The 25,490-nt window shown below is 33.6% G+C and carries 23 protein-coding genes and 1 pseudogene; 18 read left to right on the forward strand and 6 right to left on the reverse strand.

Annotated elements, in window-relative coordinates:
- Positions 1 to 12: 12 nt before the first annotated feature.
- Complete coding sequence (locus BK137_RS13590; RefSeq protein WP_179078271.1) at positions 13 to 546, reverse strand: ECF transporter S component; 534 nt, start codon at positions 544 to 546, stop codon at positions 13 to 15.
- A gap of 876 nt (positions 547 to 1,422) precedes the next feature.
- On the opposite strand from BK137_RS13590, the gene BK137_RS13595 reads away from it, so the two are divergent.
- Positions 1,423 to 2,730 (forward strand): GHKL domain-containing protein, encoded by a 1,308-nt coding sequence (locus BK137_RS13595; RefSeq protein WP_038178855.1) that lies wholly within the window; start codon positions 1,423 to 1,425, stop codon positions 2,728 to 2,730.
- Between the two features lie 131 nt (positions 2,731 to 2,861).
- On the opposite strand, the gene BK137_RS13600 is transcribed toward BK137_RS13595, so the two are convergent.
- The 3 genes from BK137_RS13600 to BK137_RS21935 form a co-directional block, all read right to left on the reverse strand.
- A complete protein-coding gene (locus tag BK137_RS13600) occupies positions 2,862 to 4,436 on the reverse strand; it encodes an L-lactate permease (protein WP_038178858.1) in 1,575 nt (524 codons plus the stop codon).
- 43 nt (positions 4,437 to 4,479) lie between these two features.
- Entirely contained in the window at positions 4,480 to 5,412 is a 933-nt protein-coding gene (locus tag BK137_RS13605) for an L-lactate dehydrogenase (RefSeq protein WP_038178860.1), read from the reverse strand.
- Between the two features lie 392 nt (positions 5,413 to 5,804).
- Positions 5,805 to 5,963, reverse strand: coding sequence for a YfhD family protein (locus tag BK137_RS21935; RefSeq protein ID WP_076034972.1), 159 nt, complete (start codon positions 5,961 to 5,963; stop codon positions 5,805 to 5,807).
- Between the two features lie 393 nt (positions 5,964 to 6,356).
- On the opposite strand from BK137_RS21935, the gene BK137_RS13615 reads away from it, so the two are divergent.
- From BK137_RS13615 to BK137_RS13625, 3 genes are all read left to right on the forward strand, one after another.
- A complete protein-coding gene (locus BK137_RS13615; RefSeq protein ID WP_038178863.1) occupies positions 6,357 to 6,578 on the forward strand; it encodes a DUF2829 domain-containing protein in 222 nt (73 codons plus the stop codon).
- Positions 6,579 to 6,629: 51 nt separating this feature from the next.
- Entirely contained in the window at positions 6,630 to 7,385 is a 756-nt protein-coding gene (locus tag BK137_RS13620) for a 3-oxoacyl-ACP reductase (protein WP_038178871.1), read from the forward strand.
- A 152-nt stretch (positions 7,386 to 7,537) separates the two neighbouring features.
- Entirely contained in the window at positions 7,538 to 8,047 is a 510-nt protein-coding gene (locus BK137_RS13625; RefSeq protein WP_051448540.1) for a QueT transporter family protein, read from the forward strand.
- 648 nt (positions 8,048 to 8,695) lie between these two features.
- Here BK137_RS13625 and psiE read toward each other — a convergent pair.
- Positions 8,696 to 9,151 (reverse strand): phosphate-starvation-inducible protein PsiE, encoded by a 456-nt coding sequence (psiE, locus tag BK137_RS13630; RefSeq protein WP_051448541.1) that lies wholly within the window; start codon positions 9,149 to 9,151, stop codon positions 8,696 to 8,698.
- Between the two features lie 266 nt (positions 9,152 to 9,417).
- Here psiE and BK137_RS13635 point away from each other — a divergent pair, with 266 nt between their 5' ends.
- The 13 genes and pseudogenes from BK137_RS13635 to BK137_RS13700 all read left to right on the forward strand — a co-directional run bounded on the left by BK137_RS13635 (position 9,418) and on the right by BK137_RS13700 (position 23,144).
- The gene (locus tag BK137_RS13635; RefSeq protein ID WP_038178873.1) at positions 9,418 to 10,866 is read left to right on the forward strand and encodes a DEAD/DEAH box helicase; all 1,449 of its coding nucleotides are present in this window, start codon (positions 9,418 to 9,420) and stop codon (positions 10,864 to 10,866) included.
- A 435-nt stretch (positions 10,867 to 11,301) separates the two neighbouring features.
- Positions 11,302 to 12,291, forward strand: coding sequence for an ABC transporter substrate-binding protein (locus BK137_RS13640; protein WP_038178875.1), 990 nt, complete (start codon positions 11,302 to 11,304; stop codon positions 12,289 to 12,291).
- 27 nt (positions 12,292 to 12,318) lie between these two features.
- Positions 12,319 to 13,305 (forward strand): FecCD family ABC transporter permease, encoded by a 987-nt coding sequence (locus BK137_RS13645; RefSeq protein WP_038178877.1) that lies wholly within the window; start codon positions 12,319 to 12,321, stop codon positions 13,303 to 13,305.
- Between the two features lies 1 nt (position 13,306).
- A complete protein-coding gene (locus BK137_RS13650; RefSeq protein ID WP_038178879.1) occupies positions 13,307 to 14,098 on the forward strand; it encodes an ABC transporter ATP-binding protein in 792 nt (263 codons plus the stop codon).
- A 14-nt stretch (positions 14,099 to 14,112) separates the two neighbouring features.
- Positions 14,113 to 14,613 (forward strand): HugZ family pyridoxamine 5'-phosphate oxidase, encoded by a 501-nt coding sequence (locus tag BK137_RS13655; protein WP_038178881.1) that lies wholly within the window; start codon positions 14,113 to 14,115, stop codon positions 14,611 to 14,613.
- A 422-nt stretch (positions 14,614 to 15,035) separates the two neighbouring features.
- Positions 15,036 to 16,784: an ABC transporter ATP-binding protein gene (locus tag BK137_RS13660; protein WP_038178883.1), complete on the forward strand. Its 1,749-nt coding sequence runs from the start codon at positions 15,036 to 15,038 to the stop codon at positions 16,782 to 16,784.
- Positions 16,785 to 16,804: 20 nt separating this feature from the next.
- Positions 16,805 to 17,482: a response regulator transcription factor gene (locus BK137_RS13665; RefSeq protein ID WP_038179166.1), complete on the forward strand. Its 678-nt coding sequence runs from the start codon at positions 16,805 to 16,807 to the stop codon at positions 17,480 to 17,482.
- Complete coding sequence (locus tag BK137_RS13670) at positions 17,479 to 18,552, forward strand: sensor histidine kinase (protein WP_143691054.1); 1,074 nt, start codon at positions 17,479 to 17,481, stop codon at positions 18,550 to 18,552. Before BK137_RS13665 ends, BK137_RS13670 begins: the two co-directional genes overlap by 4 nt.
- Positions 18,553 to 19,280: 728 nt before the next feature.
- Positions 19,281 to 20,162, forward strand: a complete 882-nt coding sequence (locus BK137_RS13680; protein WP_038178884.1) for a phosphotransferase — start codon at positions 19,281 to 19,283, stop codon at positions 20,160 to 20,162.
- A gap of 212 nt (positions 20,163 to 20,374) precedes the next feature.
- Positions 20,375 to 21,145: pseudogene (locus tag BK137_RS13685) on the forward strand (isocitrate lyase/PEP mutase family protein).
- A 54-nt stretch (positions 21,146 to 21,199) separates the two neighbouring features.
- The gene (locus BK137_RS13690) at positions 21,200 to 21,727 is read left to right on the forward strand and encodes a bifunctional transcriptional activator/DNA repair enzyme AdaA (RefSeq protein ID WP_038179170.1); all 528 of its coding nucleotides are present in this window, start codon (positions 21,200 to 21,202) and stop codon (positions 21,725 to 21,727) included.
- A gap of 12 nt (positions 21,728 to 21,739) precedes the next feature.
- Entirely contained in the window at positions 21,740 to 22,648 is a 909-nt protein-coding gene (locus BK137_RS13695; RefSeq protein WP_038178886.1) for a DNA-3-methyladenine glycosylase 2, read from the forward strand.
- Entirely contained in the window at positions 22,641 to 23,144 is a 504-nt protein-coding gene (locus BK137_RS13700) for a methylated-DNA--[protein]-cysteine S-methyltransferase (protein ID WP_038178889.1), read from the forward strand. The genes BK137_RS13695 and BK137_RS13700 overlap by 8 nt, the downstream gene beginning before the upstream one ends.
- A 101-nt stretch (positions 23,145 to 23,245) precedes the next feature.
- On the opposite strand, the gene BK137_RS13705 is transcribed toward BK137_RS13700, so the two are convergent.
- A complete protein-coding gene (locus BK137_RS13705; protein ID WP_038178895.1) occupies positions 23,246 to 24,436 on the reverse strand; it encodes a coenzyme F420-0:L-glutamate ligase in 1,191 nt (396 codons plus the stop codon).
- A 125-nt stretch (positions 24,437 to 24,561) separates the two neighbouring features.
- On the opposite strand from BK137_RS13705, the gene BK137_RS13710 reads away from it, so the two are divergent.
- The gene (locus tag BK137_RS13710; RefSeq protein WP_038178897.1) at positions 24,562 to 25,452 is read left to right on the forward strand and encodes a LysR family transcriptional regulator; all 891 of its coding nucleotides are present in this window, start codon (positions 24,562 to 24,564) and stop codon (positions 25,450 to 25,452) included.
- The last annotated feature ends 38 nt before the right edge of the window (positions 25,453 to 25,490 follow it).

Genomic DNA, 25,490 nt, shown 5'->3' on the forward strand with positions numbered 1-25,490 from the left:
AACTTTTTATAATTATTTAAAAAATGGAAGTTTTTTCAGTACAGCACAAACTGGAATGGCAGCACATATCCCTACCACATTTTGAACAATGTTTCCAGGAATAGAGGCAGCTGGTACAATCCAACTACTAAATATAACTCCTTCGCAAATGTAATAACCAGCTAGCATAAAAGGAACTGAAATGATAGTAGCTAATAGATTGAAACCCATACTACGTCCATTACGGCCATTCGACCATGCAATTTTCCCAACTATATAACCTTGTAATCCGCGAGTTAAAATGGTGAATGGTGCCCACAATGTCCAACCAGAGACTAAGTCAAATAAACCCATCCCAATGGCACCCGCTATGGCGCCCTTTTTAGGTCCAAATAAGATGGATACAATAAAGAGCATAGCTGTTCCAAGATGCACTAAACCTCCATTTGCCGTGATAGGTAGTTTGATATTTAATAAGAGCGTTGCAACGAAAACAAGTGCAATTAACATGGATGTTAAAATTAAATTAAAAGTACGTGCGTTTGAATAACTTGTTGTTTTTTGCATATTCATAATCCTTTCTTATCTTTACTTTATAGGCATCAGGGAATAGTAGTGCATGGTTGCCCTTAATATATGATGACTGAATATTTAGAAAAATAAAATTAAAAAATTACCAAGATACCTTTATTGAGTACTAGTGCATAATCAGAGATCGTAGTCATAACTTGTACAAATTACTTTCAATGATAGCATCCTTCCCTTTAAATCAATTTCTTCAATTATTGATAACCATAGCAAAGGATTGGTGTTTTTAAAAGTGCCAATTTTGCGTAAAACTTAGGTGCCAGTTTATATAAAAATCGTAAAAAATTTATGTTGAATCATAAAACAAAGAATTCAAGATTCGAAATAGGATAAATGATGTAATAAAAAACTTGAAAAATGATATTTAGAGACGTATGGTTTTAAAGGCGGTCTTTTCAAAATTCTTCAAATAAAAATTGCAATTAAATAAATCACGATGAACCTTACTATAAATAAAGGATAAAAATAAAATCAACTAAACTAAATAGGAGAATGGCATAATGATTATCGATGTTATTTTTCTATTTCAATATTGGAAGAACATCGTCATTATAAGAATTGCAATGACCATACATTACAATGCTAAATTTTGATTGTTTATGATAAATTATCTTAGTCTATTCAATAAAAAATTGATTTTGCGAATTTTTCGCAGTAGTATATACAGGCAATGTCTTTAAGAAAGTTTGATTAAACAAACGAGTAATTTTGATATTTACTATTATATAGTGCTATTGTTGGAAAGGAAGTTCTTGATTCCATTTCATAAGCAAATGAATATTTTAAAAGAAATCCGTAGGATCTATTTCATTATTTATTTTTTCAATAAAAAACGATGAGGAAGTACCAGTTTGTATGAAAAATCGTAAAATAAAATTAATTTTATTGTTATCTACTGTCTTATTATTAGTATTTACAAGTTTAAATATCTTTACATCTTATGTGAAGATGAAAAAGACGGTTGAAGAGTCAATCGCAAACCAAAGCCTTGAGGCTGCAAAATCCATTGCGGCAGCGATAGATATAGAAGCATATCAACAATTTTTGAATGATCCTGTGAGAAACGAATATTATTGGGATCTAAGAAGCTACCTAAATGATGCAAGGGAAAAACTGGGTGCTTTATATGTATATACATTAGAAATTGATAATCCTAAGGTATCAAAAGCGATGATAGTGGGGCTACCTAAGGAAATAGAAAAGGGCTTTAATATTGGTGAGTTTTGTACAGTACCTGAAGAGCAGGTCAAAAAAGCGTATGAGGGAAATACATATGTAACAGGTGTAATTAAAGATCCCGATTATGGAGCTTATCTGTCTGTTGGTGTACCAATACAGGATGAAATGGGAAAGGTAATTGGATACCTAGGTATCGATATTAGTACTGATAAACTTAATGATATAAAAGTAAAGGTACTGGCAAATAATATCAATCTTTTCGTCTATAATGGTGTATTTATCTTGGTAGTAATTGGTTCATTTTTCATATTACAAAGATGGTATCAAAAAGAAGTGGCTAAAGAAGTAGGGTATACAGAAGATACTTATCAAGCGGAAATTAGAGCATTAATTACTTCTATATCTTCTTTAAGGCATGATTTCACCAATCATATTCAAGTTTTACACGGGTTGCTACAGTTAGGAGAATCTGATCAAGCACAACAATACTTATCATCTCTGTCTAAAGAAGTTCAGGCGATTGAATCGTTAAAATTAAATATTGACCACCCCGGGCTTTCTATATTATTGCAAACAAAGAAACTTGCAGCACAAAATTATAATATTGATATGAATTTTACAGTTTCTCACGATTCATTTGATAAAATAAAAACAACAGATTTAATTAAAATATTATCGAATTTAATTGATAACGCTATTGATGCAACAATAGAATTACCTGAGAGTAAACGTAAAATAATGATTAGCTGTAAAGCAGATGATGTGCAATATGTATTTGAGATAACGAATACAGGACCGGAGATTATGGAGAATGAACATATCTTTAAACAAGGGTATTCAACAAAAAAAGCAGAACGAGGAAAAATTAGAGGGCAAGGTTTATTTATTGTGAAGGAAATAGTGAATAAATATAATGGGGAAATCTCAATTGATTCAACAAATGAATTAAAGACTACAGCCATTGTGGAAATCCCTCTAAAATAAATCTGACTGTAAATGTAAACTTCCTACTAGTAGTTGTAGGAAGTTTTTTTAAATCTCACTGAGTTCATTTGACCACATCAGTGGAAAAGAAAAGAGCTTTCACCTGTAACGATGAAAGCCCCTGACTAATTTTAATAAAAAATGGATAAAATAAATGTCCAAATACAAACAAATGCGAGTAATGCAACGCTGTATTTTAACGTCATTTTAGTTAATTCGGATTCCTTACCAGTTTGACCAACAGCAGCAGTTGCGATGGCAATTGATTGAGGGGAAATTAATTTTGCCATTACCCCACCAGCTGTATTAGCGGATACTAATAGAGCAGAATCTACTCCGATGATGATACCTGCTGTAGCTTGAATTGGTGCAAATAAGGTATTGTTATTAACAACTGATCCGGTCATAAATACGCCAATCCACCCTAGTATTGGTGATAAAAATGGGAAGGCATTACCTGTAGTTGCTACTGCTTCACCTAATGCACTTGTTAATCCTGCGTAAGTCATTAACTTAGCAATCCCAAGAATGGCACAAATCATCACAATAGGAATCCAAAATTCCGAAATTGTTCTTCTTAAAAGCTTAACACCATGCCCAAAACCAATGCCTTTTGTCGTAAAAATAGTTGTTAAGGCTGCTAGCAATATTGCTGTACCTGTTGCACTTATTACTTCAATACTTGAACTTAATGTAGATCCAGGTATGCCAAATGTTACTTTTGTAAAGTCTAGAGCTCCGCCTTCCGCAAACAAAGCTTTAAAAGGTGGAATACTCCATATTAAGATAAATAAACTCAATAAATAAAACGGAGACCAAGCTTTAATCACATCACTAGTTGTATGTTTTTCAATTTTAAGTTCTTTGTTGTTGAGTAAGAATATATTTTTTGGTCTCCATTTTTTTGAGAATAAAGCCAAAATCCCCATAGCAAGTAATGGAGGGATAATATCAGCTAGTTCAGGACCTATAGAAATGGTGATAATAGCTTGTGTCACCGTATAGGTGGTAGATACAACGAGAATAGCTGGTAATGTTTCTTTAATCCCTTTGAATCCATCAATTAAGAAAATAAGTAAGAATGGAATTGTAAAATTAATGATTGGTAAGGTTAGTGCCGTCATTGTTGAAACGTCCATAGCAGTTACATTGCCTTCTAAATTTAATGTACCTGTAATTGCGACAGGTATACCAATTGCGCCAAACGCTCCAGAGGCACCATTTGCTATAAGACAGAGCATAGCTGCTTGCAAAGGTTTGAATCCTAACGAAACCAAAAGTACCGCGCAAATTGCAATTGGAACACCAAAACCAGCTGCTCCTTCAAGGAATGCATTAAAACAAAAGCCTATTAGCAGTAGCTGCAGTCGTTGATCTTGTGAAATACCGGCGATACTTGCGCGTAATACATCAAATTTCCCTGAGTCAACTGAGATTTTATATAACCAAACTGCCATGACAATAATATAACCAATTGGCCATATTCCTTGAATGGCACCTTGAATGACGCTTCCAACCGATTCGCCAAAAGGTAATTTAAATACCATAATTGCGATAAAAAAGGTAATGACTAAATTTAATAAGGCAGCATAAATACCTTTCATTTTAAATATAGTCAAACACAAAATAAAAACAATAATTGGAATTGCCGCAACCATTGAGGAAATGAGTAGTTGATTAAAAGGATTATAAGTTTCTACTAACATGGTCCATGGCTCCTTTGCTAGAAATTCCTACTCCATTTAGGAATTACTTCCAAAATGGAGATTGAACTTCTTTCAATGTTTTTACGGAATTAGCCAACTTTTCCTTTTCCTCTGGGTTTAAAGAAAGTTCTACTATACTCTTTCTTCCCCAACGATTAATAATTGTCGGAACACCAACGTATACATCGCTGTGACCATATTCTCCTTCTAATAATGAGCCAACCGGTAATACGACCTCTTCATTTCGTAAAATGGCTTTTGTTATTCGAGCTAGTCCCATTGCGATTCCATAATAAGTAGCTCCTTTTGACTCAATAATTTCATAAGCTGCATCGCGAACTTGAACGAAAATTTCATCTTTTCTTTGATCAGTTAAATCAGTTGCAATTAGCTTCCCTGAAATATTAGCAGTACTCCAAACTGGAAGTTCTGAATCGCCGTGCTCACCAATGATATAAGCATGAACACTTGTTGGTGCTACACCAAATTCTTCCCCCAATAAAAAGCGGAATCGAGCAGAATCTAAAATTGTACCTGATCCAATAACTCTTTCTTTTGGCAGACCAGAGTATTTCCAAGTTGCATAAGCTAAAATATCTACTGGATTGGAAGCGACTAAGAATATGCCATTGAATCCAGAATTCATAATGCTTCCTACAATAGATTTGAAAATAGCAAGGTTTTTACTTACAAGATCCAGGCGCGTTTCTCCAGGCTTTTGTGCTGCCCCTGCACAAATTACAACGATTGCCGCATCTTTACAATCACTGTAATTCCCATATTTAATTTTTTGAGGTATTGGTGCGTAAACAAGTCCATGATTCAAATCCATTGCATCAGCTTTTGTTTTAGCTTCATTTATATCAACAAGTACAAGTTCTTCACATATGCCTTGATTGATCAACGCATACGCATAACTAGATCCCACTGCACCTGTACCAACTAATACAACTTTATCTCCTTGTGTAAAATTCATCTTATATTCCTCCAATTCAATTTTTATATTTACTATGCTTATCATTCGTTTAAAAGAATTTTATAAATGAATAAGCGTAGTTTGGCGCTGTTTATTTGTAATATACCTTGAGGTATTTAAAGAAGTTTTTCATTTCAGCTAAGCTAAGCTAAGCCCTAAAAAAATCCCACTGGATATTAATCCAATGGGATGATTTGATCATTATATAGGGAATTCTTTTTTCGATATTGAACTATCCATTTCAGATTTTTTAATGAACTTCTTAAATGGATAGTTGTTCTATTACTTTCTCCAAATAACTCATCAATTCATCCAAAAATATTATAACTTAATTCAAATTCTATTAAAGGAGAAATGATTTCCTCCATACATATAAATTACCAATAAAACACCTATTTTTTTCGTTTGCTTTTGGTAATCAATGTATTAAGTTCAGCCAACTCTTGAGAAAACTCTTCATTTACCTTGTTCGGGGCTATTTTTTGATTTTTAGGTGTTTGAGGTAATGTACCCTTGTTATGACTTTTCCCTTGTTTATTGTCTCTTCCCATACTAAATCTCTCCTTTCATTTTGAATTATTCTTAATATGGCATTGATACATTTTTTTATCACAACAAAATAAACAGCACGCAAATGGTTTTCCGCAGCTCTGTATTTATCGCACTTTATTTAAGTGATACTAAGTTAAGTTTTATATAATTTTGATAACCTGTGTGAATTTCAATAAATTTCCATTAGTTGTGATTATGAATACTCTCTTTGAAATTTGTATGTATTAAAAATAGATTTGTTTGTAACCTTAGAGTGCATTGATAATTAAGAAATTCATCAAGTACAATGTTAAGCTTGACTGTACAAACTTTAGTTGTAAAAAATTAAACAATCCAGTATACTTTTCCCGATAAAGAACGCATGATATTACTGAGATAAAGGATGAGTATAAGTGACTTTTGAAGAGGTATTACCACGCTTAAAAGCTGGTGAGAAAGTGATTCGCGAAGGTTGGGGCGGTGCCGAATTGTATGTAAAGCTTGTTGGACAAAGCGAACATGATGGTGAGAATTTAAACCCATACTTTTTAATTAATGTACAAGGTGAGGGCTATACAATGTTCACACCAACAGTATGTGATTTGTTAGCAGAAGATTGGATAATCGTCGATTAATAGGAAAAGCTCATGAGAAATCATGGGCTTTTTGTTATGAGGAGTGTAGTTTTGAAATTTGAAGAATATACGGGAAAAACAGTATTTGTAACAGGTGCTTCATCTGGCATTGGGCAGGCTCAGGCAATTGCTTTTTTAGAGAATGGGGCGAATGTATTTGGTTTTGATATAGATGAGCGGGGGTTATTAAGTATTGATCAAAAATATGGTGCACGCTTTGCCTACTCTATAGGTAGTGTTTGCAAGAAGGCAGATGTAGTGCAAGCGTATGAAGGAGCTATGGCTAAATTCAAGCAAATAGATATTTTACTGAATACCGCTGGAGTTTTAGATGGATTTGCGAAAACACTCGATACAGATGAGGATCTTTGGGATAAAATTATGAACACGAATATAAAGGGTACTTATTTTGTAACGAATGCAATTTTACCTCAAATGTTAAAGCGAAAATCAGGTGTAATAGTTAATATGGCATCAATTGCTGGTCTTGTGGCAGGCGGTGGTGGTGCAGCTTATACAGCATCTAAACATGCAATTGTTGGTTATACAAAGCAGTTAGATCAAGATTATTGTCGAGAAGGAATTCGTGCAAATGCGATTGCACCTGGGGCAATTCAAACACCGATGAATAAGGCTGATTTTGAAGGAGATGGTGAAATAGCAAAATGGGTAGCTAAAGAAACACCTGCGGGACGTTGGGCTCAACCAAGTGAAGTGGCAAATTTAACACTTTACTTGGCTAGTCAAGCATCTGATTATATTCATGGTGCTGTTGTACCGATTGATGGTGGATGGATTGCGAGATAGCCTTGTTCAATGTTAAATTCTTCTGATATAATACGCAAGTAAGCAAATATAGCTTGCACTACGGCACTTCAGATAGGGCGATAGGCTCTCTTCCTTTGGTCGTAGTTATTACTAGAATAGCTGATACGCTATTTTACAAAGGAGAATTAAAATTGAATACGTCTTTTTCAAAGGATTCACCACGAATTTCTGTAAGTGAGCTTACAAAGACGGCACTTGTAGCAGCCGTATATGTGGCAGTGACTGTTTTATTGTCAGTCATTAGTTTTGGAGCAGTGCAACTACGTTTGTCTGAGATGTTCAACTATCTGGCATTGTATAACAAGCGCTATGTTGTGGCAGTGACAGTGGGAGTAATACTTGCAAATTTTATGTCACCAACTTGGATACTAGATGTACCAATTGGTGGTATTTCTACTTTTCTTGTATTAATTCTTTGTCGTGCAGTGACAAAAAAAATAACAAATGACATTTTGAAAATGGTTATTACCGCATTGATTTTTGCTATATCAATGTTCACAGTTGCAGGACAATTAACGATTCTTTATGATCTTCCATTTTGGCCAACTTGGTTAACAGTAGGGATTGGGGAGTTATTGTCTATGACTGTTGGAGGTATCACTATTTACTTATTAAATAAAAGATTTGATTTATCAAAATAAATTAAAACACATTCGCATTAGCGAGTGTGTTTTTTATGCGTATAGAACTAAATTGTTAAACATTTTTTCCTTAAAGCAGATATTATAACTCTTTTTAGTCTGGTTAAATATTATAAATAATGCTGAAAAGTAGGTCTTCTATGTGACTACAACTTTAAGTTTTTCTGGCCGCGGGGAATATAGAGGATTAACGCTTGGTAATTAGCTTCATACAGTATGGATGAAATTTTAAGTGTTGATAACAATTAAACAAATAAAAGCTAAATGAAATAATAGCTTATTGGATTAATCAACAAGTAACTGAATCTAAAAACTGTTTAGCAATTTATATTCGATATTCAAGAAATCTTTAAAATTTATACGTGGTAATTAGTTCCTCTATTAAGATTCGTACTAGTGGTATGCTTAAGTTTTAAACTAATATTAGCAATGGGATTATAATTGTCCTGAGTTACGATCTAATTTCAGGGAGAATAAAACAAAAAGCAAACCAAGGGGAAAATTCCTTGGTTTGTTTTATTTTTTGGAGATATTGAGAAGAGCCTTTTGTCTATAATTAAATCCATTACATAACTATTTTGAATATATTAATAGAACAGTGAATTTCCAATATAATGCTACTAAATAATTTAAATGGATAAGGGATACCTATTTTTTTTCTTTCTTGTTAAAAAACCATAAATGGACTGGTCTTTCTAGTGGCGTAATATTGATTATGAAATAACCAATAATCAGAATTAAAATTATTAGTGAATAAATAAGTGTATCAGTTGGGTGATCATGCTCAACAATAATAAGGCGGATCATTGCCGTAATGCCAATATATATAAAATATCGAAGTGGAAAATGGTAATCTTCCTTAAAATATTTTACAATCATCGTGATAAATTCGAAGTACAAAAAGAAGATAAGTATATTTTCGAGGAATAACTTATAGTCACTACTGCCGCGAGTCATTAAAATCTCAAAGAACACAACTATTTCTTTCACAAGTAAGAATGACAAAATGAGTGCTAAAATAACTAGACAAAAATTTAGGAATAATTGTAAAAATACAGGTATTTTCCTTATCACCGCAGATAAGTCCACTTTGTTTTTGTTCATCTGATTCCCCTATTCCGTTGTAATTTTTATAAAAGTTAGTATGGAGAAATAATATAATGTCATTACAGTCTATGAGAAAAGTCAATAAATGATGAGAAATCATCTTGAGTACATTATTAAAAGTCTTTTAGCCATATTAATTAGTAGAAGAATTGCATGTGTAAGTAAAATTTCGAGTATAATTGAAGTTTGTATAAGATAATCAAATAAGATAATCATCTTTTCGGAAATATAAATAGTAAATAATATAAAAATGAGGCTTAGTTATGAGTGGAGAAAGTTTTAAAGATTATAAATTAAGTAATGAAATCGTAAATGCGCTGAATAGCTTAGAATACAGAAATCCAACAGAAGTTCAAAGTAAAGTTATACCACTTGTGTTGGAGAATAAAGATCTTGTCGTGAAATCTCAAACGGGTAGTGGTAAGACGGCTTCTTATGGAATTCCAATTTGTGAATTAGTTGATTGGAAAGAAAATAAACCCCAAGCTTTAATTTTGACACCAACAAGAGAACTTGCGGTTCAAGTAAAAGAGGATTTCACAAATTTAGGTAGATTTAAACGAATAAAAGCAACAGCTGTCTATGGCAAACAACCTTTTGCCATCCAAAAGACAGAATTAAAGCAAAAAACGCATGTAGTTGTTGGTACTCCGGGTCGTGTAATGGATCATATTGAAAAAGGTACACTAGCTTTAGATCAGATTCGTTATCTCGTTATTGATGAAGCAGATGAAATGTTGAATATGGGATTCATTGAACAAGTGGAAGCCATTATCAAAGAATTACCTCGAAAACGAGTGACGATGTTATTTTCAGCTACTTTACCTGAAGCGGTTAAAAGCTTAGCGCTCAATTACATGAAAAAACCTACTGATATTGAAATTAAGGCCACTGGATTAACGACAGATAAAATCGATCACTCGCTTATTGTCGTAGAAGAAAGCAACAAACTATCAATGCTTAAAGATGTAACGATTGTTGAAAATCCCGATAGTTGTATTATTTTTTGCCGAACAAAAGATCGAGTAGATACTTTATGTGAGCAGTTAGCAGATTTAGGCTATAGCTGTGATAAAATTCATGGAGGCATGATCCAGGATATTCGTCTTGAAGTGATGAATGACTTTAAACGAGGGGATTTCCGCTATTTAATTGCCACAGATGTAGCCGCTAGAGGAATTGATATTGATAATATTACGCATGTCATCAATTATGACCTGCCATTAGAGAAAGAAAGTTATGTTCACCGTACAGGAAGAACCGGACGGGCGGGTCAAAAAGGGAAAGCCCTTACGTTAGTTACACCGTTTGAAGATAAATTTTTAAATGAAATTGAAGAATATATTGGTTTCAAAATACCACACATGGTAGTACCTTCAAAAGAAGAAGTTTCAAATAAAAAATCTGATTTTGATGAAAAAATGAACGTAGAACCGAAGTTGAAAGCCGCAAAGAATGAAAAATTAAACAAGCAAATCATGAAATTATATTTTAATGGTGGAAAGAAAAAGAAACTCAGAGCAGTAGATTTTGTTGGTACAATTGCCAAAATTAATGGCGTGACAGTCGAAGATATAGGTATCATTACAATTACAGATACTTTTTCTTATGTTGAAATATTAAATGATAAGGGTCCAATTGTGTTGAAAAATATGAAGAATACGACTATAAAAGGCAAATTATTAAAGGTATATGAGGCCAATAAGAAGTAAAATGTTAGTGTTGCTAATAACAAAGTGGTAAAGATATATATCTATCACTTCTATGCTTTTAAGTGAAAAATTAATTTTAAATATATCAAAAAAAACCGTACCGTTAGCAGGTGCGGTTTTTTTGTTTATTATAACGCTTCAAATTCCTAAATTAAGTAGTTGATGATAATTTTATAAAAAATATAGTTCATCCAACATTTGATTTTAGATAAATTATCATTTATTTCTATGAAACCGTACTCTAAGTATAGAGTACGGTTTTTTATTTAATTTCCTTGAGTTCTAAATAGTTTAATAGTGTCTATTTTAATTGTAGTTATCATATTCTTTTGAAAGTATTTGAAAAAGTAGTTGTAAACATAGTTATTGTTTGATATATTTCTATTTGATAATGATAATTATTTTCAATTAAAATTAGACGGGGGATTTTTAGTAATGAAAAAAGGCTTATATGGAGCGGCATTCTTATCGGCATTACTTGTTTTGGGTGGATGCGGAGAAGATAAGGCGGAACCAGAAACGACAAAAGAAAAAGTTGTAGCTAATCAAAATAGTGATGCTGAGAAATCTCAAAGCGATACAAAGGTTTCTAGTGAACATACAGAAGCAGTAGAAAAGTTATTGAAACAATTTCCAGCAGAACAACCTACATCAATTGTTACAACTTCTGTTTCGATTTTAGAAATGATGAATATTTTAGATGTAAAACCAGTTGGAATACCAACTTCAACGCATAAATTACCTGAGGGATTCGATAAAATTGAGCAGATTGGTTCTACTATCGAGCCAGATGTAGAGAAAATTGTAAGCCTTAAACCTGACATCTTAATCGGACCAGAATCGATTAAAGATAGTTTAGATAAGAAAATAAAAAATAGTAAAGTAGCAACTGCATATATTCCAACAGATTCTTATGAAGATCTAAAAATTTCATTTGAAGTAATGGGGAAAGTTTTACATAAGGAAGATGCAGCTAAAACGTATCTTTCACAATTAGAAGAGAAAGAAACAGCAGTATTAGAAGAGGTAAAAGGTAAAGATTCATCAAAAGTTATGGTGCTATTTGGTTCAGGCGAGTCATTCATGTTGATGAGTGAAAAAACATATGTTGGTAGTTTAGTGAAGAAGTTAGGAGCTACAAATATAGTTAATGAAGCGTTAAAATCAACGGAAGCATATGTACCGATGAATATGGAAGATGTAGTTGCCTCAAATCCAGATGCAATCCTTCTTGTTTCACACGGTGATCCAACAGCAGCATTAGAACAGTTTAAAGCAGAAGTGAAGAAGAATGGCGCTTGGGAGAAATTACAAGCCTTTAAAGAAGATCGCGTTCAAGCACTTGACTATGAAGTATTTGGTTATGCTTCAATTGAAAAAGCAACAAAAGGATTAGAGCAGTTAAACGAAATTTTATATAAGTAATATGACTTAGGATGAGGGTTGGACGTAATGAAAGTGAAACCGAAGAAAAAATTTAGCATAGGTATAACAGCTATTCTACTAATCATTTTTATGATTCTGTCGATCGGTATTGGAAGTGTGCAACTGTCACCTATGGAAACGATAAGAACTATATTCGGTTCTGGTGAATCATTGTCAGAGACAATCGTCTGGGATTTACGAATACCTAGAGTCCTTATTGCTGCTATAGTGGGCATTAACTTAGCTATATCTGGTGCATTGCTACAAGCAGTAATGAGAAATCCTCTGGCAGATCCAGGTTTAACAGGGGTATCAAGTGGTGCTGCAGTGACAGTATTATTTATCTTATTACTATTCCCTGAATTCGGTAAGTGGATTCCTCTCGCAGCTGTAGTAGGCGGATTGATAGCTGTTACGCTCGTTTATGCATTAGCGTGGAAGAAGAATGGTATTTCACCTGTTCGGATTATTTTATCAGGAGTAGCGGTAAATGCAGTATTTGGTGGAATAACAGGGTTACTTTCGATTCTTTATAGTGATCGTCTTCCTTCAGCTTTACAATGGATGAACGGTAGTTTATCAGCGAAAGGAATGGGAGATGTAAGTATTCTTTTCCCATATTCCATTATTGGTTGGATTGCTGCATTATTTTGTATTCGTTCAGCAAACATTTTGAACTTAGGTGAAAATGTAGCTGTAAACTTAGGTGAAAATACAAACAGAATTCGAATAGTACTATCCTTAGTAGCGGTATATTTGGCTGCTATTTCTGTATCGATTGTAGGATTGTTAGGTTTTGTAGGACTTATTGTGCCACATATGTCTAGATTAATAGTCGGTTCAAATTATCGTCTTCTAATGCCTATGAGTATGGTATTAGGGGCTGTTGTTCTGCTAGTTGCCGATACAATTGGACGGTCCCTATTCTCACCTTTAGATATTCCAGCAGGTATCGTCATGGCGATGGTAGGCGGCCCTTACTTTTTATATTTAATGAGAGCGGGTGACATTTAAGATGCTAAAAGCTCAATCATTGGATATTAGCTATGATCAGAAAAAAATATTAGATAATTTTGAGATAAACGTAGAAAAAGGCGAAATCGTTTCGATTATAGGTCCGAATGGTTCAGGAAAATCTACAGCTTTAAAAGCGATGTCTAGATTGATTCCAGTGCAAAAAGAAAAAGTTTTTTTAGATGGTAGAGACTTGCAATCATTAGGTACAAAATCAATTTCAAAAATGATGAGTGTTTTATTCCAATCAAATGAGCCACCGTCAGATATTACAGTTGAAGAACTAGTGAAATATGGACGTATACCTCATAAGAAATGGTATGAACGTACGAGTGATGAGGATTTAAGCATAGTTGAATGGGCCATTGAAAAAACAGGGTTAACACCTTTGAAAGACCGATTAGTAGCATCACTTTCAGGTGGAGAAGCGCAGAGGGCCTGGATTGCCATGTCATTAGCGCAGAGGCCTAAAATTTTGATGCTTGATGAACCTACAACTTACTTAGATATTGCTCATCAACTTCAGTTGTTAGAATTAGTTCATACCGTCAATCGCGAATTAGGCATGACGGTTGTAATGGTACTACACGATTTAAATCAGGCGAGTATTTATAGCGATAAAATATGCGTTATTTCCAAGGGAATAGTGGTAAATTACGGTACGCCAGAAGAAGTAATGACTCAGGAAATGATTCGTAACGTTTATGGAGTGGAATGTGACATTGATTCACATTTTCAGCATGGAAAACCACGTATAAACTTATTAGGAATTTCTAAAGTAACTGCTCAATAATAGGAGGCAAACAAATGGTAAAACAAATTGATATCACTAAAAAGAAAGACCAATATTTACAGTTTATCGAAAAGTGTAAGACAGTTGTTATTAGTAGCTTAGATAGCAATGGTAATCCATTCACTAGTTATGCACCATATGTTCAGCATGATGGGAAGATTTATATTTATATAAGTATCATTACGGACCATTATAAATTTATTGAAGACAATAATTTAATTAGTATAATGATGATTACAGATGAACAAGATTCTCCAAACTTATTTGCACGTGAGCGAGTTCGCTTCCAATGTGTTGCAGAGAATGTAGGAAATGATGGCCATGAAGAAATTTTTGCTAAGTTTGAAAAGAACCACGGCGCACCAATGATGGGCGTTTTACGAGGATTAGATCTATCTTTATTTGAGCTTACGCCAAAAGAAGGTCGCTATGTAGTTGGCTTTGGTCAAGCATTTGATATTGATTTATCTGGCGGAAAATTTGAGCATGTTGTGGTAGATAAAAAGGATAAATAAGCTTTACTTTAATGAAGTGATTGTCCACTACTGAGCTCTATATGATAAAACAAAGCTCAATTTAACAGTAGCAGTTAAATAGTAGGGAAATTGAATACGCTTAATATGAGGAGAAGAGATATCATCCGCTCGTGATGGCATGCCTTCTCCTTTTTCCTATTTATATCTACTTATGAAGATGAATGGTATTTTAATTTCGAAGCTCTAACTTCGCATTTGCATCTCTTTTACACTTCCCAGTTATATTAATCTTCGCTTACATACTAAGAGATTCTATCTATAGTAAAATTAATAAGAGGCTCATCTTCATTAAATCTCTCTACCGTCGTTCACTTCATATTGAGTTCATAATGAAATGCTAAAGTAACTATTATAAGATCGTTAAATCGTTGTATGAGAATATATAAGGAGGAGTATAAACGATGAAAGAAGATATAAAAGAAAATAAATTAAAGGGTTGGCGACAGTTTGTTCAGTTAATTAAACAAACTGAACCGCCTAAGCTTTTGCTAATTATTGCACTTTGTATGAGTTTTGCGACAACAGGAGTAGGCTTTGTCGTACCGTTATTTACAAAAAAATTAGTGGATGGGTTTTCACTAGATTCACTTAACTATTGGCAAATAATTTTATTAGTAATTGCTTTTATTGCCCAAGCAATAGCGAGCGGGCTCTCGATTTATTTGTTAAACCGGGTTGGTCATCATGTAGTAGCAAAGTTGAGAGATCGTTTGTGGAAAAAGCTACTTCACCTACCAATACCTTATTATGATAAGAATGATACTGGGGAGACACTAAGCCGTGTAACAAATGATACTGCTGTTGTGAAGGAGCTCATTACAGAGCATCTTGCTAACTGTTTATCTGGCATTATTGCGATTATCGGTTCTGTTACGATTTTGCTATTCTTAGATTGGAAAATGACGTTAGTAATGCTTGTTGCTGTTCCAATTGCAATGTTGATATTGATGTTGTTAGGTAAGAAAATGTATGTAATTTCAAAAGGAATGCAAGATGAAACGGCAAAATTTACTGCTGTGTTAAATCAAGTATTACCAGAATCACGTTTAGTAAAAGCTTCAAATGCAGAAAACATAGAATATGAGCGTGGAAAAAAAGGCATTACAAATCTTTTCAATTTTGGTTTAAAAGAAGCTAAAATACACGCACTTATTTCACCATTGATTTCTTTCATCCTTATGATTGTGCTTGTGGCAGTTATTGGGTACGGGGGAGTACGTGTCTCTTCAGGTGCATTAACAGCTGGCGATATGGTTGCATTTATTTTATATTTAATTCAAATTATTATACCGATGACGCAATTGACGATGTTCTTTACGCAATTACAAAAAGCAATGGGAGCAACAGAACGTATTAGTGCAGTACTTGAACATGATGAGGAAGACATCTATGAAGGTAAAGAGTTAGATCTAGTGAAAGAACCTATTCATGTAAATCATGTGGACTTTGCATATGGAAATGAAGCGATTTTATCTGATATTAATTTCACAATTGAACCTGGTAAAGTAACGGCTATTGTTGGTCCTAGTGGAGGGGGAAAAACTACTACATTTTCTCTCTTAGAACGGTATTATCAACCTACAAAGGGAAGCATAACATTAGGGGATACACCTATTGATACATTTTCTTTACATTCTTGGAGACGTAAAATTGGGTATGTTGCTCAGGAAAGTGCACTTATATCCGGAACAATACGCGATAACATTTGTTATGGAATAGAAAAAGAGGTTACAGATTCAAAACTTGAAAAAGTCGTAAAAATGGCGTATGCCGATCAATTTATTCAAGCACTTCCAGATAAGTTTGATACTGAAGTAGGAGAACGAGGAATCAAACTTTCAGGTGGACAGCGACAACGGATTGCAATTGCTAGAGCACTATTACGTGACCCCCAAATTTTAATGCTTGATGAGGCGACTTCTAGCCTTGATAGTAAATCGGAAATTTATGTTCAAAAAGCATTAGACAATTTGATGAAAGGCAGAACGACACTCGTTATTGCCCACCGTCTTTCTACCGTTGTCGATGCCGACAATATTATTTTTATTGAGAAGGGCCATATTACGGGGAGCGGGACGCATAATGCGTTATTCCAATCACATGAGATGTACAAGGAATTTGCTAAACAACAATTACGTATTCAAGAGTAAGTATGAAGGGATTTGTTGTCATGACAAGACTGTTAGTTGTGGATGATGATGAACATATTAGAGAATTAGTAAGTGTGTTTTTACAAAATGAAGGACTAAGTATACTTGAAGCTGTGGACGGTGTTGATGCACTGTCCAAGTTAGAATCGGAAAAAGTTGATATGGTCATTATGGATATAATGATGCCAAATATGGATGGATGGGAATTATGCCGAGAAATACGAAGGCTAAATAACGATTTGCCTATTCTTATGCTGACTGCAAAAGGGGAAACCGCTCAAAAAGTAAAAGGATTTAATCTGGGTACGGATGATTATCTTGTAAAACCATTTGAGCCAGCAGAGTTAATCGTTCGAGTTAAATCTATCCTAAAGCGTTACCATATTTCTTTATCTCAAACAGTGGAAGTGGGAAATGTTTGGATGAATCGAGAAACGTATGAGCTAATGTATGGAGGAGAAAATATTACTCTTCGATTAAAGGAATTTGAATTATTATTTACATTAGCAAGTTATCCTGGGAAGACATTCTCACGAGAACAATTGATAGAAGAAATTTGGGGATATGACTATGAAGGTGATGATCGTACGGTAGATGTTCATATTAAAAGACTTCGAGAGCGATTCCCAGAAGATAAAAGTGAATTCATAATACGGACAATCCGGGGGCTCGGTTATCGATTGGAACTAGGCTTATGAAGAAATGGATAATTATATTAAAATTACTGTGTGTGATTATTCTTTTCCTTTTAATTAACACTCTCTTTGCGTTTATCTCTTTTCACGTGACCTCTTATATATATGATTGGCTAGGCAAGTACCCTCAAGGATTTTGGCAACAATTTAATACTGTAATAGGTGTTTTTATACTTTTTGGATGTACTGTTACTATTCTCTTTTTATTTGGATTAAAAAGACAACGTAATTATTGGGATACCATTGTTGATGCCTTAGGACGAATTGCGAAAGGGGATTTTAGCGTCAAATTAGACTTAAAATCAGATGATGACGAAGATCATTTTGGACAACTTATTAGCGGTATCAACCATATGGCAATTGAATTAGGAGAAATGGAGAAAATGCGTCAAGAGTTTATATCCAATGTTTCTCATGAAATTCAATCTCCGTTAACATCGATTAATGGTTTTGCAAAAGCTTTGAAAAATATTAATTTGACTGATGAAAAAAGGCAGCACTATTTAGAAATTATTGAGATGGAAAGCCATCGATTATCGAAAATCAGTGATAATTTATTAAAATTAACTTCATTAGAATCACAACATCATCCATTTGAACCAAAACAATTTCGATTAGATAAACAATTACGTAATGTCGTTTTATCTTGTGAGCCGAGATGGATTTCTAAAAATATTGAAATGGAAATCGATTTGGAAAATGTCACAGTCTTTGCTGACGAAGATTTGATGAATCAAGTATGGATGAATTTAATTAGTAATAGTATAAAATTCACTCCAAATGGAGGAACGATTTATATTCGTTTATTCAAACAAAATGATACGGTCACTATTTCTATTACTGATACTGGGATAGGAATGACAGAAGAAGACCAAAAACATATATTTGAACGTTTCTTTAAAGCAGATAGATCTAGAGCAGTATCAAACGGGGGCAGTGGCTTAGGACTTTCTATTGTGCATAAAATTATAGACATGCATAATGGCAGAATCTCAGTACAAAGCCAACTTGGTGAACAGACTACATTTTTTGTGACGTTGCCTTTAGAGCTAGGTGAAGTGGTTCAAAAATAGCCATGAGGCAGAAATTAAATAATCTATGGTTCAAAGTAAAAAAAGACTTCTAGAGCTTGCTAGAGGTCTTTTCTACTTTCTAAAATAAACCAGGAGTATATTTGATTAAGCAATAGATAACGTAAAACCAGCTAAAACAACCATGTATAACAGCCCACCCTATGGAGTGATACGTAGTATAAGAAATAATCATAGATAGGCAAGTTCCATAACTAATACCCTTCTTTATAACATTAGTTTGTGAAGGATATTTATTATTATTATTTGTTTTCAATGTGCTCATTTTCATTTTGCTGAAGAAGTAACTTCAAGTTTAATACTTTCCCCTGAAATTCGACGTGAAGTTCTTCAAATTCTTTTAGATTATTTAAGTTAGACATGATAGAACCCCCTTATATTCACTCAGAATAGAATAATAATTACGTTTTACCCTTTAAATTTTGTATCCTCTATAATATCTTACAAGCGCACACTTTATTACCTATTTTTGTAAATGATGCCCCCTAATTTTTTCAATATTTTAAATCGCACAAATTGCACATTAATATAAGTCTTTTGTATGGTGTAAAGGTACTTTTCAAGTAATATTTCATGTTTTAGGGAAATATTTATAAAATAAGATTTTTATTTGTCTTATAATTTTTCAGAAAAAAATTATAAAGGAGAACGTAGAGCCGTTATAGAAAAATACATTAGTAAAGTATGTATTTTGAAAGTAGGAAGATTTTATGGATTTACAATTTTTATTTAAAGAGCCAATTAAAGATATGCTGGAATTAAGCCCTGGTTATGAAGACCACGCTAGTGATGTATGGTTGGTTAAAACAGATAATCAAGAAGTGGTTGTACGACCTTCTAAAATGAAAGATGATCCTAATAATGAATTTTGGTGGGGATGTAAAAGGTTATTCGGAATTGACCCAAGGCAAGTTTATGAATTAGAACATGTTAATAATACATTGAGCAACCTTACTTCAATATCAATACCAAAAGTAATAGATAAGGGGAGGATCCTAACAAAAGAATTCGTTGTTGTAGAAAAACTAAAAGGACAAATAGTCGAGTCATTTATTGGTCTGCCATCTTCAGTTTTGCAAAGTTTTGGAGAAGGTTTGGCTAAAATTCATCAATATAAAGAAAATTTTGTAGGTAATCCATCAAGGAGCTATCAAGTAAGTTTAGAAGAATTTAATCAACATATGAAAGATGCTTTATTTGATTCAGTATCCCGATTTCACTTTAAAGAAGAAAGAATAAAAAACATGCTCCCTGAAATAAATAATTTGATCAATGGATTACCTGTCCCTGAATATTCTACATTTGTACTAGTAGATATGGATCCAACACAGTTTTTATCGGACGGTAGAGAAATCACTGGTCTTGTCGATACGGAAGCATATGTTATTGCTCCTAGAGAGTTAGATTTTATCGCATTAGAATATGTGCTAGATGAAAAATCAGTCGAAGACTTTAAGGAGGGTTATGAAAGGGTAATGGAAATTCCCGACTTAACAAAATATAGAGTGCCTTATCGATATTTATACCGATTATTAGCCGTTCAAGGTAGTGTTGATATAGAATCTTGGTTAGGACATAAATCGTTATTTTAATCATTAACTTAAAAAAATAGGTAGTCTTTGAAATAGATACTTATTGCAGAATAAAAGAGATTATATGAATATAACTTGATTTTTAAGGTAAAAGGAGAAATTATCAATGATTTCTCCTTTTTGATTTCTAGACCATAATAGCAAGATTGAGGACGAATTGAATGTGGATACCTTGTTAAAATGAGATTCAATACACTTTAGGAGGAAATGAAATGACCACCATTCAAGAGTTCAATGAACTTCATTTGTTGGAGGAACCGTTATTTTTGGGAAATGCTTGGGATCTTCTATCTGCTTTAATTCTTGAGAAAGTAGGGTTCAAAGCAATTGGTACGACGAGCTGGGGAATTGCCAACTCACTTGGATATGCAGATGGTGAATTAATTAATTTTGATAGGCATTTAGAAATTATTAAGACAATTACAGATAATGTAAAGATACCTGTTTCGGCGGATATTGAAGCAGGATATAGTGAAGATATTGATATAATTGTTAATCATGTGCTAAGAACAGCCGATATTGGTGTCGCAGGAATTAATATTGAGGATTCTCTAAAAAGCCAACAAGGATTGAGAGAGTTAAAGGATCACTGTAATCTTTTAACGAAAATCAGAACAGCTCTAAATCAAAATGGTTTTAAAGACTTTTATATCAATGCTAGAACAGATACTTATTTACAAATGGGAAATCCACTTTTGGAAACGATTAATCGAACACAAGCGTACGTAGAAAGTGGGGCTAGCGGAATATTTGTCCCAGGTTTAACTAAAGAAGATGAAATTAAAGAAATAGTTATTCATATTGACGCCCCACTAAATATATTATCTTTACCTGGTTTAACAAATTGTAATTAGCTGAAGGATATAGGCGTGAGACGTTTTAGTTTTGGAAATGCTTTATCGGATAAAGTAATTGCCTTTTTAGAAAAAAATGCGACACAAATGCTGGAGTTAAAGGATACTTCACTTTTATATGAAGATTAATCCGAAAGGGCGGTGAAATAAAAGGTGAAAAATTTAAATTTTTCTTTTGAAGAAATGTGGGAAAAGATTATTGCATGTGATCGAACATACGATGGGCTTTTTTTTACCGCAGTAAAAACAACAAAAATCTATTGCCGTCCTTCTTGTAAATCAAGGAAGCCTAAAAAAATAAATGTAGAGTTCTACTATGACATCAATGAGGTTGAAAAATCCGGATTCCGTGCTTGTAAGAGATGTCAGCCAGAAGTTGAGCATTCACCACACACCGGACTTGTAAGAATTGTAACTACCTTTTTGGTCAATCACTATAAACAAAAGATATCATTGCAGGATATTGCTGATCATGTCGGTATAAGCCCGTATCATCTTGACCGTCTATTTAAACAGGAAACTTCAGAAACTCCGCGTACTTATTTAGAAAAAATACGAATCGATAAGGCAACGCATCTTCTTAAAAGTACAAGTCACACGAATCTTGAGATTTGCTATGAAGTTGGATTTCAAAGCTCGTCCAATTTTTATAAGTCATTTCGTCGTTTAACGAATTGTTCCCCTAGTGAATATCGAAGCCTTGAAGGGTAAGGAGTTGTGGAAATGAATTGGATTAATCACCAATCATATATAGAAATTTATCCACCTGAAGAATTCAATTTCGAAGAGTGTTTATTGTTCTTAAATAGGTCTAAGCAAGAAGTATTGCATCAAATAAGAGATGGATATTTATATAAACTAATAAAAATAAATCAAGAATTAGTTTTATGTAAAATTGGATGCATTCAAAATATAATTCTTGTCGAATTTCCTATTACTCCGCCCTCGAAAGGAATCCGTGAGGAAGTGGCATCTTATATATGGGAATGGTTTGATTTGGAGACAGATCTTCGTGTGTTTTATGATGCAGCAAAGCAGGACAAGGTGTTACAGATTTTTGTTCAGAAATATTATGGTTTAAGGATTATGTGTATTCCAGATTTATTTGAAGCACTATCCTGGGCAATTATTGGACAGCAAATAAATTTAACTTTTGCTTACATAATAAAAAAACGCTTTGTTGAGACCTTTGGTGAAAGTCTTACCTTTATGGGTGATACCTTTTGGCTATTCCCGACCTATGAAAAGATTGCAACTATAACTGTGGATGATTTAAGGGAACTGCAATTTTCTGTTAGAAAGGCCGAGTATGTAATTGATGTAGCTAAGATAATGACAAAGGGTATATTAACAAAGGAATTGATACTTGGGTATCAGGACTATCAACAAATTCAAAAGTCGTTAATGAAGATTAGAGGAATAGGGGCTTGGTCGGCTGACTATGTGATGATGAAATGCTTACATCATCCATCTGCCTTTCCAATAACGGATGTCGGTCTCCACAACGCGCTGAAAATCCATTTAGGCCTAGGGCGTAAGCCAACAATAGATGAAATCAAAGAGCTATCAGCAAATTGGGCAGGGCTGCAAGCATACGCAACCTTTTATCTATGGAGGTCTTTATATGAGTAAGTTATATAAATTAGATTATGAATCTCCAATTGGAGTGATAGAAATAACAGGTACAGATGAAGCAATTAGCTCTATTATGTTTTCTGAACAGGACAGAGCCGTAAATAATAAGCAAGACGAAACGCCAATTATTTTAGAAAATTGCTATACTCAACTTGATGAATATTTTAAAGGGGAGCGTCGTGAATTTACTTTTCCTATTAAATATGAAGGGACAGACTTTCAAAAAATTGTGTGGAACGCCTTAACAAGTATTCCATACGGAAAAACAGTGGCGTATAAAGATATTGCCGTTTCAATTGGAAATGAGAAGGCCATTAGAGCAGTAGGAAATGCAAATGGAAAAAATAAATTAAGTATTGTTATACCTTGTCATCGAATTATTGGTTCAAACGGAAAATTAACAGGTTATGCAGGGGGCGTGTGGAGAAAGGAATGGCTACTTCAGCATGAAAAAACTAGTTGTAAAGGAATTACGAAAGGTTATGGAAAATAGATTGATAAAATAAAAAGAGAGAATAGACAATTGCCTATTCTCTCTTTTTTGATAAGAGTGCTGATTAAAGTTCTTACAGCCTCACCCATCATCTTTAAATCTTATTTAGTATAGTTATCAAAGTAACCTTGGATAAAGATCATTGGAGTACCTTTGTCACCACTGCCTGATGTTAAATCAGATAAAGAACCGATTAGGTCAGTTAGTTGGCGAGGTGTAGTACCTTGTGCTTCCATAGCGCCTACAAGGTCAGTTCCTTTATTATCAATGTATTCAGAGATAGCTTTTTGAAGTTCTTCGCCTCTTAAATCAGCAAAGTTATTATCAGCAAGATATTTTAATTTGATTTCATTAGGTGTGCCATTAAGACCAGCTGTGTAAGCAGGTGATACAACTGGATCAGCAAGCTCCCAAATTTTACCTACTGGATCTTTGAATGCGCCATCACCATAAATCATAACTTCAACATTTTTGCCTGTTTTTTCTTTCAGCATTTGTTGAATTTTATCTACAACAGGTTGGCAATTACGTGGGAAAAGCTTCACGCTATTTTCTGTTGATTTATTTGATCCTAGTAGACCGTAACTTTCGTTGAAACCACTACCATCAATTGATTCAGCTAGGATGTTATCTAGGCTGTAGATTTTTTCTCCACCGTTAGCTTCTAAAATTCTTTTTGTTCTAAATCTTGTATGGATATCGCAAGTTAATACACTCTTAGTATATTCTAAAATTGTTTTTGGATTGTTCGAGAAGATAACTTCACATTCAACACCGTATTCTTCGACTAGTGATTTGTAGTAATCGATATAATCAACGCCAGTGAAAGTGTGTTTGTTATGTCCGAATAATTCGCGGAATTGTTTTTCAGTTAAAACGTCTGTCCATGGGTTAACGCCTTTTTCATCAAGTGTATCAAGGTCAACTAAGTGATTACCTACTTCATCTGAAGGGTAGCTAAGCATTAAAACAACTTTTTTAACGCCTTTTGCAATACCACGAAGACAGATAGCAAAGCGGTTACGGCTTAAGATAGGGAAAATAACGCCTACAGTGTCATCTCCGAATTTCGCACTAACATCTTTTGCGATGTGATCGATTGTAGCATAGTTACCTTGAGCACGGGCAACGATTGATTCTGTTACTGTTACGATATCTTTATCTTGAATATTAAAGCCCTCAACTTCTGATGCTTTTAATACACTTTCTACAACGATATCTTCAATGCTATCGCCTTGATTGATGATTGGGCCACGAAGACCTCGTACAACTGTTCCAACTACTCTTTCCAAAATAATCGCTCCTCATTGCTATATTGTTTACTATTATTTTTTAAAACTCACAACTTGTAATATACCTCACAATAATGGTATAAGTAAAATTAATATATCAAATGATAGGTATAAGGTGAGGTTATATGGTAAGTAAATTAGATTTATATAAAGTGTTTTGTAAAGTGGGGAAAAGCTCAAGTTTTTCAAAAGCCGCAAATGATCTGTATATGACACAACCAGCTGTTAGTCAGGCGATTAAACAATTAGAAAATGAACTAGATATCCGCCTATTTAATAGAACACCTAAAGGGGTTTCTTTAACGTATGAAGGTAGCTTATTATTCGAATATGCAAATTCAGCAATTAACTTACTTCATGTCGGAGAAGAAAAGCTTTTAGAATTTAAAGATTTAACTACAGGTGAATTGAAAATAGGTGTGGGCGATACAATTTCAAAGTATTTTTTACTTCCTTTTTTAGAAGCTTTTCATAATCAGCACCCAAATATTAAATTTAAAATAATGAATGGTACAACAATGGAGCTTTGTGCAGTATTGAAATCGGGAGAAGTTGATATTGCCTTCTGTAATTTCCCTATTGATGATCCAACATTAGAGCTTAAACCTTGTATTGATGTTCAAGATATATTCGTTTGTGGAGAACAATACATGAAGACAATTACGGAGCCACTTAGCTTTGCTTCAATAGTAGATTTGCCACTAATATTACTTGAGCAACAATCTGTCTCGAGGAAATATGTAGATGATTATCTTATGACAAAGGGTGTTAAGATTTCACCAGAATTTGAACTGGGTTCACATGATTTATTATTAGAGTTTGCAAAAATAAATTTGGGGATAGCTTGTGTAACAAAGGAATTTTCCAAAGATTATTTAAATAAAGGAATTTTATATGAAGTGCCTTTAATGGAAGAAATCCCAAAAAGGAGTATAGGCGTATGCTTTTTAAAAAGTGTTCCTCTATCGCCAGCTTCAACAAAATTTGTTGAAATTGTAGAAAGTAATCAAATATAGATAATTGAAAAAAACCGCCAAGAAATTTTTTGGCGGTT

The organism is Viridibacillus arenosi (assembly GCF_001955655.1).
Lineage (GTDB): Bacteria > Bacillota > Bacilli > Bacillales_A > Planococcaceae > Viridibacillus > Viridibacillus arenosi.